General features: G+C 65.2%; 10 protein-coding genes. 4 read left to right on the top strand and 6 right to left on the bottom strand.

The features are described 5' to 3' along the window. Positions 1-420: 420 nt before the first annotated feature. Positions 421-1,338 (bottom strand): helix-turn-helix domain-containing protein, encoded by a 918-nt coding sequence (locus tag K1X11_RS09360; RefSeq protein WP_221029699.1) that lies wholly within the window; start codon positions 1,336-1,338, stop codon positions 421-423. Between the two features lie 266 nt (positions 1,339-1,604). Here K1X11_RS09360 and chrA point away from each other — a divergent pair, with 266 nt between their 5' ends. Beyond that, on the top strand, positions 1,605-2,801 hold the full coding sequence (gene chrA / locus K1X11_RS09355; protein WP_221029700.1) for a chromate efflux transporter: 1,197 nt from the start codon (positions 1,605-1,607) through the stop codon (positions 2,799-2,801). An 801-nt stretch (positions 2,802-3,602) separates the two neighbouring features. Here chrA and K1X11_RS09350 read toward each other — a convergent pair. From K1X11_RS09350 to K1X11_RS09330, 5 genes are all read right to left on the bottom strand, one after another. Continuing rightward, on the bottom strand, positions 3,603-4,046 hold the full coding sequence (locus K1X11_RS09350; RefSeq protein ID WP_221029701.1) for a hypothetical protein: 444 nt from the start codon (positions 4,044-4,046) through the stop codon (positions 3,603-3,605). 183 nt (positions 4,047-4,229) lie between these two features. Then, the gene (locus tag K1X11_RS09345; protein WP_225919307.1) at positions 4,230-6,269 is read right to left on the bottom strand and encodes a copper-translocating P-type ATPase; all 2,040 of its coding nucleotides are present in this window, start codon (positions 6,267-6,269) and stop codon (positions 4,230-4,232) included. A 104-nt stretch (positions 6,270-6,373) separates the two neighbouring features. Next, complete coding sequence (locus K1X11_RS09340) at positions 6,374-9,568, bottom strand: efflux RND transporter permease subunit (protein WP_221029702.1); 3,195 nt, start codon at positions 9,566-9,568, stop codon at positions 6,374-6,376. Between the two features lie 13 nt (positions 9,569-9,581). Beyond that, positions 9,582-11,309 carry an efflux RND transporter periplasmic adaptor subunit gene (locus tag K1X11_RS09335; protein WP_221029703.1) on the bottom strand — a complete coding sequence of 576 codons (1,728 nt, stop codon included), beginning with the start codon at positions 11,307-11,309 and terminating at the stop codon, positions 9,582-9,584. Continuing rightward, on the bottom strand, positions 11,309-11,683 hold the full coding sequence (locus K1X11_RS09330; RefSeq protein ID WP_221029704.1) for a hypothetical protein: 375 nt from the start codon (positions 11,681-11,683) through the stop codon (positions 11,309-11,311). Before K1X11_RS09330 ends, K1X11_RS09335 begins: the two co-directional genes overlap by 1 nt. Before the next feature lie 133 nt (positions 11,684-11,816). Between K1X11_RS09330 and K1X11_RS09325 the strand changes: the two genes are divergently transcribed. From K1X11_RS09325 to K1X11_RS09315, 3 genes are read left to right on the top strand one after another with little or no spacing between them, the layout of a single operon-like run. Continuing rightward, on the top strand, positions 11,817-12,137 hold the full coding sequence (locus K1X11_RS09325; RefSeq protein ID WP_221029705.1) for a hypothetical protein: 321 nt from the start codon (positions 11,817-11,819) through the stop codon (positions 12,135-12,137). Continuing rightward, complete coding sequence (locus tag K1X11_RS09320) at positions 12,134-12,640, top strand: hypothetical protein (protein ID WP_221029706.1); 507 nt, start codon at positions 12,134-12,136, stop codon at positions 12,638-12,640. Before K1X11_RS09325 ends, K1X11_RS09320 begins: the two co-directional genes overlap by 4 nt. Continuing rightward, positions 12,615-13,193 carry an RNA polymerase sigma factor gene (locus K1X11_RS09315; protein ID WP_221029707.1) on the top strand — a complete coding sequence of 193 codons (579 nt, stop codon included), beginning with the start codon at positions 12,615-12,617 and terminating at the stop codon, positions 13,191-13,193. Before K1X11_RS09320 ends, K1X11_RS09315 begins: the two co-directional genes overlap by 26 nt. Positions 13,194-13,286 lie beyond the last annotated feature (93 nt).

Raw genomic sequence — 13,286 nt, 5'->3', positions numbered from 1 at the left:
TTGTAAAACGTCAGCGGTCGGCCCGGCGGTCCGACCCTACCTGGCCGGTGGTGCCTTACACCGAGTTCTGGAGGACGCGTTCGCGGTAGCTGGAGGGGGATTTGCCGGTATGGCACCCGAAGATTTCCAGCCGCGAAGGACGCGCAGAGACGCGATCGCCGCGGTTGCGGGACATGGAGCCGAGAGGCAACGACGAGCGGCCGAGACGGCCGCTGCTACATCCAGACGGGAAATGTAGCCGCGGGTGTGTCGCCCGCGTTGCGGTGGAGTGGCCTTTGCGACCTTCCCGCTCTTTGCGGTCTTTGCGTTAAAAGCGGCCCTGCCTCTCGGTCGCTGTCGCCACGGTGTTACCCTCCGTGACCTTGGTGTAAGACGACGGCGGTCGGCCCGGCGGTCCGACCCTACCTGGTCGGTCGTGCCTTATGCCGAGTGGCGGAGGACACGTTCGCGGTAGCTGGAGGGAGATTCGCCGGCGATGCGGCGGAAGACGCGGTTGAACTGCGAGAGGGATTGGAAACCGTGCGCGAAGGCCGATTCACTCACCCGGATGTGCGGGTTGAGCAGGTCCTGCTTCACTCGTTCCACACGCTGACAGGCGAGGAAGTGCGTGAAGGTCATGCCGGTCGCCTTTTTGAAAACCTTGCAGAAGTAGAACTCGCTCATGTTGCTGGCGCGGGCGATGCGGGAGAGGTTCAGCTCCTCATCCAGATGCTCCGCCACGAAGGCGCGGGCGCGTTTCACCGCCGGGGGTTCATCTTCGTGTTCCTGCACCGCGATCTGGTTGCTCACCACGCCGAGGTGCTGGGCGAAGATGTTCATGAGGCGCACGATCGATTCGAAGTGCTTGCGCCGCAGCACGCGGGTGCCGAAGTAGGCGCTCTTCAGTTTTGCCGGATCCACCTGCAGGCCGAGTTCCTGGGCCTGTCGCAGCACCTGCAGAAAACGTTTCTCGGTGGGGTTGTGCAGCAACACCTGTCCGGTTTCGAGATGGGCGATCACTTCGTCGCCGAGGCGCACCGGCGCGGCCGCTTCGGCGATGCCGGCAAACCCTTCCAGCATGAGCGGTTCGTGCACCGATTCCCGGTCAAAGCGTAGCTGCAATTCGCGACAGGCCGTGCACGAGGGATTGTGCGCAGCGAGGAGGATGCAGAAGGGATTCGCCCGGGTGGAGTTGTTGAGCAGGGGCTGCGTGATACCGACGGCCCGCAGGGCGAGTGGGAGCCCCGTGGCTTCCTCGAAGTCCGCTTGATACTGGAGGAAGAGGGACGACTCCTGCAGCCGGGCAACCACCCGCGCACCGTGCTCCGGCTCCGGAGCGAAGGGCGAGGTCTCTAACATGATGGAATCGGATGGCACAGCAGGATGGTGACGGTGATGCGGAAACTCAGGGAAGCAAGGCAGGTTCCCTGCTGACCCCAAGGCCAGCTTTGGCATCAAGCCCCGTTAGGCTGGGAATCCGCTCCGGCGGTGCAAGTTCCGCTTTCGTTACAAGGCCGCGGCTTCTGCGCCCGGATGGGCTTGTTGCAGGCCGGCGAGGCGAAAGGACCGTAAACGGCCGGATTCGGTTGCGGCGCTCGGAGGGTAGGCTAACTCAGTCAACGACCATGGCCGATCGACGTGTTACCCTGCCGGAGTTGTTTTGGTGTTTCCTCAAACTGGGCTGCATTTCCTTTGGCGGACCGGTGGCGCACCTCGGATATTTTCAAACCGAGTTTGTGCAGCGGCGGCGGTGGCTGAGTGACGCGGACTACGCGGACTTGGTGGCGCTGTGTCAGTTCTTGCCCGGGCCGGCGAGCAGTCAGGTGGGTTACGCGATCGGGCTGCGTGAGGGGGGCTTTGTCGGCGGGCTGCTGGCGTGGGTGGGTTTCACGCTGCCGTCGGCGGTGTTGATGATCGGCTTTGCCCTGGGGGTGGTGGCACTGGGCGACGTGAGTCGGGCGGGCTGGGTGGTGGGCCTGAAACTCGCGGCGGTGGCCGTGGTGGTGCAGGCGATTTGGGGCATGGCGGTCAAGCTGTGTCCCGACGTGCCGCGGGCTGCGTTGGCCGTGGGCGCGGCGGCGCTGCTGGTGTTCACCACCGGGGCACTGTGGCAAGTGGTGGCGATCTTGCTCGGCGGGGTGGTGGGCTGGATCCTGTTCCGTCAGGAGGCGGGAAACGCGCCGCGCGCCGTGAGTGCGGAGGGTCGCGGCATCCTGTTGCCGGGTTGGGGGTGGCTGCTTGTGTTTGCGGTCGGGTTATTCGGCCTGCCGGCCCTGGTGAAAGCGGGCGTCGGCGGCGAGATACTGACGGTCTTCGATGGGTTTTATCGTGCCGGCTCGCTGGTCTTTGGCGGCGGGCATGTCGTGTTGCCGTTGCTCGATGCCTTTACGGTCGGGCGTGACTGGATCGAAGTGGAGGTTTTCCTGGCGGGTTACGGAGCGGCGCAGGCCTTGCCGGGGCCGTTGTTTGCGTTCTCGAGTTTCCTCGGCGCTTCGATCTCCACTGGTCCGGGCGGCGTGGTCGGCGGGGTATGGGCGCTGCTGGCGATCTACGTGCCGTCCTGGTTGCTGATCCTGGGCGCGATGCCGTATTGGGAGAAGTTGCGGCAGGTGCCGGCGGCGCAGGCTGCGCTGAAAGGCACCAATGCGGCGGTGGTGGGCCTGTTGCTCGCCGCGCTCATCGATCCCATTTGGCCAGCGGCGATGACTTCACCCCTGCGCATCGTCGTGGCGGCGGCCGCCCTTGCCGCGCTGAAGTTCACCAAGCTTCCGCCTTGGGCTTTGGTGCTCGCCTGCGGCGGGCTGGGGGCGGTGCTGTTTTAACCCGAACACGATGGAGGAAAGGTTACGCCACGGATCACACGGATGGACACGGATTAAGGATGAAATGAAGCGACTCGTGCCGATTTGTTTAATCGTAGGCGGCGCCACATTGCTGGTGGTGGGTCTTTTGCTTCCGCGGTATCACAATCAAGCGGACTATGACCGCCGATATATGGTGCTGGCGGGTCCGGACAGGGCACAGGATTTTCGAGAGCTGAGACGCGAGTCGCTTACTATGAGCCTGACGTTCCAAGATTATGGTCTGTGCTCGATTTCGTGGGGGCTCGTGCTCGTAGCGTGGATTCGTCGCGATCGAGTTAATCGATTTCTGGCGCGAAGCCGCCGTTCCGTCGCTCTATTTGGAGGTGTCGTCGCGATCCTCACGGTAGCGGGGCAAGTAGGGTCGCTGAGGCTGGATCTCGAGCGCGGGGAGTTCCCGCATTGGGCAGACTCCATCGGTATTCCTTTGGCGGGCGTCCTGCCAATACTCTTGGCACTCGTCGCGTGGAGCGTTGTCCATGCCTTACTATTCAAACGGAGGCGGTCGGTTGCCTACCGACTGACGCTCGGTAACGGGAACTGGTGGCTGGCAATACTGATGGTGGTGAGCGGGTCCATCTTGCTTTACAGTTCGTTGGTCGGGGACTTTTGGCTGATCATTCCTGCCGCCGGCTGGATCGCTTTTTACGGCATTATCTGGGTCAGTAGGCCCAAAACTACACCTGGAATTCATCCACTAGGCTAGCGTGTTAACGCGGCGATACCATTCGTGAAAATCCGTGGAATCCGTGGCTTAAAAAACTAGTCCAAGGGGCCGATGGCCGCCAGGGCTTGAGCTTCGCGTTGGGGGTCGCGCACGTGGACGACGCGACCGTCGAGGAAGGTGATTTCGCGTTCCAGCACGTTGAGCACGCGATAGACGTCTTCGATCACGGCGCCGCTGCGACCGGAGCTGTGGGAAATCTGCGACTCCTCTTTGGTGTAGTGCTTTTTCGTATACACCCAGGTGCGGCGCTCGCGGCCGCTGGCGGTGGTGATGGCTTTGTCGATCTGCGGGGAGCCATAGGCGATCTCCACCATCGCCGGCGTGTCGCCGACCATGGCCTCGCCGGACAGCAGGCGCGCCTGGGTGCCCGCGTCGAGCGAGGTGAAAAGTTCGTGGTGGTGACGGGCGCGGGTCTCGGCCGTTTGACAGCCGACCAACCCGAGCAAGAGGGCAGGGAGGAGGACGATGAGGCGGTGCATGACGGGTAACGTGTCACAAATCTGTAACGTGTATGTAACACAGTCGACACGCGATTGGCCTGCATTTGCAGATGTAACATACGTTACGGAGCCGTCGGACGTATCCGCTATTCGGTTACGTATTTCAGGGGCGCGGAGAGGCAACGCAGCGCGACCTTGGTCGCGCTGCCGTTGGAAGGGCGCTCAGTCCAACTTTACCCGTCGCAGGCGCAGGGCGTTGGAAACGACGCTGATGGAGCTTAGGCTCATCGCCACGCCGGCGAACATGGGGTGCAGCAGCCAGCCGGTGAAGGGGTAGAAGAGACCGGCGGCGAGGGGCAGGCCGAGGCTGTTGTAGAAGAAGGCGAAGAAGAGGTTCTGCTTGATGTTGCGCAGGGTGGCGCGGGCGAGCGTGACCGCCGCGGCTAGGGCGGCCAGGTCACCGCGCACCAGGACAAGGCCGGCGCTGTTCATGGCCACATCGGTGCCGGTGCCCATGGCGACGCCGACATCGGCGGCGGCGAGGGCGGGCGCGTCGTTGATGCCGTCGCCGGCGAAGACGATGGTGGCGCCGTGGGTGGCTTCAGCTTTGGCGGCGTTGACCAGCTCCTGTTTGCGCTCGGGCGTGACTTCGGCGTGCACGGCGTCGAGACCCAGTTCGTCGGCAATGCGTTGGGCGGACGCCTGACGGTCGCCGGTGACCATGACGACTTTGATGCCGCGGTGGTGCAGGGCTTTGAGCGCGGCGGGGGTGCTGGCTTTGATTTTGTCTTCGAGCGCGATCAGGCCGAGCTCCTCGTCGCCGCGGCGCACCGCGACCAGTGAGGCGTGGGGATGAGAGTCGACCTTGGCGTCGGCGGCGGCGCGACCGACAGTGATGGTGTGGCCATCGATGGTGGCGGAGGCGCCTTGGCCGGGTTCGCTGGCGAAATCGGTGGAGTCGGGGATTGTCAGTTTGCGCTCCTTGGCGGCGTCGACGATGGCGCGGGCGAGCGGGTGTTCGCTGTGCGTCTCGACGGCGGCGGCGAGGGCAAGGATACTCTCCTCTGTAGCCGGGCTCGGTGAGCCCGGGCCGGGGTCACCGCCCCCGGCTACTGTTACCGCGACGACGCGGGGCCGGCCTTCGGTGAGGGTGCCGGTTTTGTCGACCAGCAGGGTGGTGGCGTGGGCGAGGCGTTCGAGAGCGGTGGCGTCTTTGACGAGCACACCGGCCTGGGCGCCGCGACCGATGCCGGTGACGATGGACACGGGCGTGGCCAGACCGAGGGCACAGGGGCAGGCGATGACCAGCACCGCGACGGCGTTGAGCAGACCCCAGAGCCAACCTTGGTCACCGCCGAAGATCGTCCAGCTGAGGAACGACACGAGCGCGATGGCACCGACGGTGGGCACAAAAAAGTCGGACACGCGGTCGGCGAGGCGGGCGATGGGCGGATCGCTGTCGGCGGCCTCTTCGACGAGTTTGATGATCTTGGCCAGCAGGGTGTCTTCGCCGACCTGGCGGGCGGTGATGACGAGCGTGCCTGAGGTGTTGACGGTGCCGGCGCTCACAGTGTCGCCGGATTCCTTGAGCACGGGCTCGGGTTCGCCGGTGAGCATGGCTTCGTCGAGTTCGCTGCGGCCGTCGGTCACCTCGCCATCGACGGGCACGTTTTCGCCAGGGCGGATGCGTAGGCGGTCACCGACCTGCACGTCTTTGAGCGGAACGTCGGTTTCGTTGCCATCCGCATCGAGTCGGTGCGCGGTGGGCGGCGTGAGGTCCATCAGGCTTTGGATAGCGGACTCGGTGCGGGCGTGGGCGCGTTGCTCCATGATCTGGCCGAGCAACACGGTGGTGGTGATGAAGGCGGTGGCTTCGAAGTAGAGCGGAGCGCCGTGATCGGTGAGCAGGGCGGCGGGGAAGTGGTCACCCCAGATGAGCGCGACGAGGCTGTAGAAGTAAGCCACGCCAGTGCCGGTGACGGTGAGCGTGAACATGTTGGTGTCGCGTTCACGGATCGAATACCACCAGCGCCGGATGAAGAAGCGGCCGCTCCAGAAAAAGACCGGGGTGGTGAGCACCGCCTGCAGCCAGCCGTTGGCGGTGTGGGACAGACCGGGGAAACCGTGCGACCACGCCGGCACCAGCATCGGGCCCATCGCGATGAGCAGGATCGGCAGAGTGAGGGCCACCGCGAGGTAGAAGCGCGGCCGCAGCACGCGTTCGTGCGGCATGCCCATGTAGACGATTTCGTGATCAGTCATGAGAGAATGAGGGAATAAACCACGAAAGACACGAAACACACGAATGCATCGGAGGGCTCCTCAATTCCGAACATCTTTCGTGTATTTTGGGTGTTTCGTGGTCCTCAGCTTTGGTTGGTTTTCCGTTGGTGTAGCCAGAGGAAGATTACCGGCGTGACGATGAGGATGTGCAGCAGGCTGGAGATCATGCCGCCGACCACCGGGGCGGCGATGGGGCGCATGACTTCGACGCCGCTGCGGTCGAGCCAGAAGAGTGGCGTGAGGGAGGCCACGGTGGTGGCGACAGTCATGACCTTGGGGCGCAGGCGCAAACGCGCGCCCGCGATCACCGCCTCACGAAGTTCGCTGGCGGTGAGAGCCCGGCCGCGTTCGGCGCGCGCCTGATCCACGGACTCCTGCAGGTAAACCACCATCACGACGCCGGTTTGAATGGCGGTGCCGAAGAGCGCGATGTAGCCGACCCAAACCGCGACACTGAATGGATAACCGAGGGCACCCTGCAGTAGGAAACCACCGGTGAGCGCGAAGGGCACGGCGAGGATGACGTGGGCGGCTTCCTTGGCGGAGCGGAAGGTCATCACCAGGAGCACAAAGATGATCGCGATCACCGCGGGCACCATGAGTTGCAAGGTTTGGCGGGCGCGGAGTTGGTTTTCGTATTCGCCGGCGAAATCGAGGGTCATGCCCGGGTCGAGTGTGACCTCGGACTCAACGCGGCGTTTTACTTCGTCGACGAAGGAACCGAGGTCGCGGTCCTGCACGTTGGCCTGCACAAAAACGCGCAGCCGGCCGTTCTCCGAGGCGATGGCGCTGGGGCCGAGAACACGCTCGATGTCGGCCACCTGTTGCAGGCGGATGATCGCGCCGCTGGGCGTGGCGAGCGGAATGTCGCCGAGGGCTTCGATGTCGCCGCGATCGGCGGTGTCGAGGCGCACTTGGATCGGCCAGCGCTCGCGGCCTTTGAGGGTCGAGGTGGAAGTAGTGCCGCCGATGCCGGTTTCGGCGAGTCGCAACACGTCTTCGGCGCGCAACCCGTAGCGGGCCATATCCGCGCGGCGGATACGGATCTCGAGGTAGGGTTTGCCCTGGATGCGCGACGGGGCGACGCCGGCGGCGCCGGGAATGGTTTTGATGACTTTCTCGATCTCGAAGGCTTTGCGTTGGAGCGCATCGAGATCGTCGCCGAAGAGTTTTACGCCGACCTGAGCGCGGATGCCGGTGCTGGTCATGAGAATGCGGTTCTCGATCGGCATGAGGAAGCCGGGCACGTAGCCGGGGACCTGAGTGAGCAGGCCGGAGAGTTCGTCGACGATCTGCTGCTTGGTGACGCCCGGACGCCATTGGTCCTTCGGTTTAAGCGTGATGGTGGTTTCGATCATCTCCACCGGCGCCGGGTCGGTGGCGGTGTCGGCACGACCGAGTTTGCCGGCGACGCGCACGACCTCGGGATGTTGGCTCATCACCTCGTCCTGCCAGGACATGATACGTTTCACCTCGGACAGGGAAGTGGCGGGTAGGAGCACGGGCATGAACAGCAGGTCGCCCTCCTCGAGGGGGGGCATAAACTCGCGGCCAAAACCCTGCGTGTGGCGGGCGACTGCGGCGGGCAGGCGCTCGTTGAGTGCGCGCGGCAAGCCGAAGGCGAAGAGGGCGGTGCCGAGCAGGAGCAGGGCGGCGGCAGTCAGCACGAGGCCCCGGTGGCGTAGCGCGGCGCGCAGCAGCGGATCGTAACCGCGGAGCAAGGCGCGCATGAGCACGTTGTTGTCCTCGGAGCGAAAATGGCCGCGCACCAGCAGGGTGCAGAACACCGGCACAGCAGTGATGGCGAGCAGGGTCGCGCCGATGAGCGCAAAGGTTTTGGTGAAGGCGAGCGGGTGGAAGAGTTTGCCCGCTTGGCCGCCGAGCAGGAACACCGGCACAAAGGCCAGGATGATGATGCCCATCGAAAAACAGATCGGTCGGGCCACCTGTTGCGCCGCGGTGAGGGTGAGTTGGAAAACCCGTTCGGGCGTGAGGGTTGCGCCGTGGGATTTCTCCTGTTCGCGCTCGCAGTGCCGGATGACGTTTTCGGTCATCACGATGCCGGCGTCGACCAGCACGCCGATGGAAATGGCGATGCCGGTGAGCGACATGATGTGCGACGGAATGCCGAAGCGTTCCATCAGGATAAAGGAGATGAGAATGGAGGCCGGCAGCGGCAGCGTGACGATGAGGATGCTGCGGAAGTGGAAGAGGAAGAGCACGTGCGCGAGGGTCACGAGGATGATCTCTTCGGTGAGCGCGCCCTTGAGGGTGTCGATGGCCCGTTCGATGAGCGCGCTGCGGTCGTAAAACGACTCAATGCTCACGCCCTCGGGCAGGCCCGGCGAAATGGCGGCGATACGCGCCTTCACGTCCTGGATTACCTGATACGCGTTCTCGCCGTAGCGCATCACCACGATGCCGCCCACCACCTCGCGGCCATCTACATCGAGGGCGCCGCGGCGAAAGGCGCCGCCGATGCGAATTTCGGCGAGGTCGCGCAGTAGCAGCGGCGTGCCGTCGCGGGCCTGCACGGCGATGAGCTCAAGATCGGTCACGTCCTCGATGAGTCCGACACCGCGCACCACAAACTCGGCCCCGTTTTCCTCGATGGTTTTGCCGCCGACGTTGCGGTTACTGGCGGCGACGGCGTCGAGCACCTGACCGAGGGTGGCGTCGTATTGACGGAGCTTTGTCGCGGAAACCTCGATCTCGTATTGCTGCACGAAGCCGCCGATGGACGCGACCTCGGCCACCCCGGGGACCGCAGCGAGCTGGTAGCGCACAAAGGTGTCCTGCACCGTGCGCAGCGAGCCGAGATCTTCATGACCCGATTCGTCCTGCAGGTAGTATTGGTAAACCCAGCCGAGGCCGGTGGCGTCGGGTCCGAGGCGGGCGGTGACTCCGGCGGGCAGGCGATCGGCCCCGATGGCGTTGAGGCGTTCCAGCACGCGCGTGCGGGCGAAGGCGTTGTCCGTTTTCTCGTCGAAAATGACGGTGAGAAACGAGAACCCAAACATCGACGAGGCGCGCACGGTTTTGACGCCGGACAGACCCTGCAACTCCACCGACAGCGGATAGGTGATCTGGTCCTCGACCTCCTGCGGCGAGCGACCGGGCCAGTCGGCGTAGACGATGACCTGATTCTCCGACAGATCGGGAATCGCGTCGACCGGCACGCGCTGCAGCGCGACCACACCCCAGCCGCAGAGGACGAGGAAAACGCACAACACGACGAAGCGGTTGTGCAGGGACCAATGAACGAGCCGGTTGATCATAGGGCGGAGGGGCTCAGTCGAGCTTGGAGCCGCAGGTGAGCATCATCTCGCCGAAAAACGGATTGCGCAGGTCGTCGTTGCGTTGGACCCAGCGGCCGGTGCCGAGCACGGGTGACATGGGACATTGGAAAATGCTCACCTTGCCGGCGTGGTGCAGGCCGGCAGCACGGGCGAGGTCGGCGACCTGCGTGCTGAAGGGTTCAAAGGGCGTGCGCGCCTCCTCGAGCGATGGACCGTCGATCAAGGCATCCACCAACTCGGCCAGCGGACCGTCGGCGGCGTGTGGCGTGGCGTCGAGGTAGCTTGTCCAAGCTTCGTGGATACGCGGCAGGGTCTCGGCGTAGGCGGCAACATCGTCGTTGGCCAGCGCGGCGGCGGCGTCGGCGGCGGCAAAGATCAAGGGCTCCAGCGCGGCGATGTCGGTTGCCGGATCAGCATGGGCCTCGGCCATCCCATCCATGCCGTGATCGGATGCCATGGCCATCTCGCCGCCCATGGCGGTGGCGGGAGCGGAGAGCTGGGCCTGCCCCTCAAGCAGAAGCGCGGCGCGCGTGACGACGCGGTCGCCAGCCTGCAGTCCGGCGGTGATCTCATACACCTCCGGATTGGCGCGGCCGAGGCGCACGCTGTGCGGTTGGTAAGCCTGGTCGGGCAGGGCGAGAAACACGGTCGGTTGAGCACGGGTGAACAGGACCGCGCTGCGCGGCACGGTGAGCGCCGGACCGAGGTCGATGGTGATTTCGGCGGTGGCGGTCTGGCGGTGGCGCAGGTCGCGGTCGGCGTTGTCGAGGACGACGCGGGCGCGGGCGGTGCGCGTGGTCTCGTTGAGGTTGGGATCGATAAAGGAAATGGTGCTCTCGCGCGGCGCGCCGGCGGCACCGGCCGGAGTCACGGCGACCGCCTGACCTTCCTGCAGCAGAGCGAGGTCGGATTCGTAGACGTCGAAAACAAACCACAGCGACGATAGGTCGCCGATTTCGAAAAGCTTGTCGGCCTCGGCCACGTAGGCGCCTTCGTAGGCATTGGGGCCGCGGGAAATCACGGTGCCGGCGAAGGGGGCGCGCACGGTGACGACGGCCTCTGGTCGCTTTTCCGTTTCGAGGCGGGTCAGGTCATCTTCGCTGGCGCCGAGGTCGAGCAGGCGCTCGCGGGCATCGGCGATTTGGGAGGAAGAGATCGCGCTGGGCCCCACGGCGAGACGCTCGAGGTAGATGCGTTGCGCGGTGAGCATTTCCGGACTGTAGAGCGTGATGAGCGGCGCGCCGGCTTCGACGCGCACGCCGACTTGATCGATGTGCAGCTTTTCAATGCGGCCCGGCACGCGGGCGGAGAGCACGCGGTGGCGGGTGTGGTCAGCCTCAAAGGTGCCGTTGACGCGCAGGGTGCGGGTCAGGTCGCGCTCGGTCGCTTCGCTGGTGGCCACGCCGATGACGGCGGCGGTGGCATCGGACAAGGTGACCGTTTCGCCGTCACCGAAGCCGGCTTCACCTTCATAAACCGCCACCAGCGCCATGCCGCAGATGGTGCAACGTCCGGGTTGGTCGGACGTGATCCATGGGTGCATGGGGCTCTGGTAGAACTTGATCTTGCGCTCGGCGCTCGGCGCATCGCCCGCGTTGGCCGTTTCGCCGGAGGGGGCGACGGGCGTGGTCGACGGACGGGCGACGAAGTAGCCGATCGCGCCCGCGAGGGCCGCGACGATCAGGTAGCCAAACCAAGGAGTGGCGGTTTTGGTCGCCATCAGGAGTCGTGTTTTTCGTGTCCGGCCTGGCAGGAGGCGCAGGAGCCGTCTTCGCAACAGGCTTCACCCTCGGTCATGGCAGCGTCGTGGCCGGCGTGCGCGGCGTCGTCGAGCTTGGCGAGGTATTTGGCCGGATCGCTCTTGAAGCGGCCCACACACATGCGGCAGCAGAAGCGGACTTCGCGGTCCGGTTGGCCGTCGACCTTGTGCATGTAAACGATCGGATCTCCCATGCTGCCGAGCTCCTCGCCGGAGACCACGCAGGTGTTGAGCGGGTAGGCGTCGTCGGTTTTGGCGGCGGCGTGGGATTCGTCGGATTCGTGGTGGGCGGCGAAGGCGACGGAGGCCAGGCCGAGGGAAAGAAGCGCAAGCATCAGGTTTTTCATATGGGGGCGTTACGCGGAGCGGGGCTTTTACCCCTCGCGAAAAGTGCAAAAAAGTTTTCGGCAGAAAAAACGAGGGATGCGGGAATCGTCGGCGTATTGTTGGGCAGACGCCTTTCCCGCCATGTCCGACGACCCGAAACCAGATCCTCTCTCCAAGCTGCTCGCCACCTGGCGTGAGCAGCCCTCGGCCCGCCCCGAGTTTCGGGCCGAAGTCTGGCAACGCATCGAACGCGAAGCGGCCGCCGATCGGTCGTTCGCGGTGTGGCTGCGTCAACACGGCCTCGGTCTCAGCGCGATGGCGGCGGCGACGGTGCTCATGGCCGGAGCGGGCGGCGTCTTGACGGCCCAACGGCTCAACGAGCGCGAGCGTGCGGCCCGACTCGACGCTTACGTGAGCAGCATTGATCCGCACCAACGGGTCGACTTGGAGGACTCGCCATGACGGGGCGGCATCGCGGACGCGTGGGGTTGGCGTTGCTCGCGCTGACTTTGCTGGCGGCGTGGGCGGGTTTTGGTTTTGCCCGCGGCGGGGCGATGGCTCCGGCGGATTCGCACGACGACGTGGCGTGGATGCAGCGTGAGTTTGCGCTCAGTGCGGCGCAGATGGACGAGATCGAACGCATGCACACGGCGTATCGATCGGTCTGTGACGAACACTGCCGCATGATCCGCGAAGGCCGGGCCGAAGTGGCCAGCCTGCGGGCGGCGAACGCCGACGCGACGGAAGTCGCGCGAGCCGAGCGCATCCTCGCCAAGCACGACGCGCATTGCCGTTCGGATCTGCGGGATTTTCTCACACGCGTGGCCGGAGCGATGGGCGACGAGGCCGGCGCCCGGTATTTGGCGCTGGTGGAACCGCGGTTGGCGAAGTTTGACCATGAGGGTGCTCCTGACCTGAACTGGTCGGCACCGCACCAGCATGACGCCGACCCCACCAGCGATTGACGAAACCGAGTCCGACGAGGCGCTCATGGCGCGCCTACAGGATGGCGACGACGCGGCGGTGGCGGAACTGATGGTGCGCTGGGAAGTGCCGGTGAAAGCCTTCCTGCGGCGCGTGGGCGTAACTGCGGCCGATGTGGAGGACGTGGCGCAGGACACCTTTGTGCGCCTCTATCAGAAGCGGGCGTCTTACCGGCGGGGCGCGCCGCTCAAAGCGTGGTTGCTCACGCTGGCGGTCAACCTCGGCCGCAGTCGGTTGCGTTGGCGCTGGCGGCGACCGGAAACGGAGTTGGACGAAGTAGCCTTGGATACCACCGCCGGATCCGAAGCCGATGGCGCGCAAAGCACGGAACAAGCCGAGCGCGCGCGGGCCGTGCGCGCGGCGGTGCAGCAGCTGCGCCGCAGTTGGCGCGAAGTGGTGGTGTGCGTGGAGTATGAAGGCTTGAGCCATGCCGAGGCGGCGACGGTCTTGGGCTGCAGCCCGAAAGCCGTCGAGACCCGCCTGCGGCGCGCGCGCGAAGCGTTGCGGGCAAGCCTGGCCAGTTGGTTGGCGTGAAAGTGCTGCCGAGGCTGGAAGCCTCGGCCACAGGGTGTGCACAGTGGGTGCGGCATCTTGCCGCAGCGCGCCGGAGAGGTGGTGCCGCGGGGC

The sequence above is a fragment of the Actomonas aquatica genome, from assembly GCF_019679435.2.
Classification (GTDB): domain Bacteria; phylum Verrucomicrobiota; class Verrucomicrobiia; order Opitutales; family Opitutaceae; genus Actomonas; species Actomonas aquatica.
The sequence above is the reverse complement of the archived record's forward strand: the minus strand, read 5'-3'. Positions and strand labels throughout refer to the sequence as shown.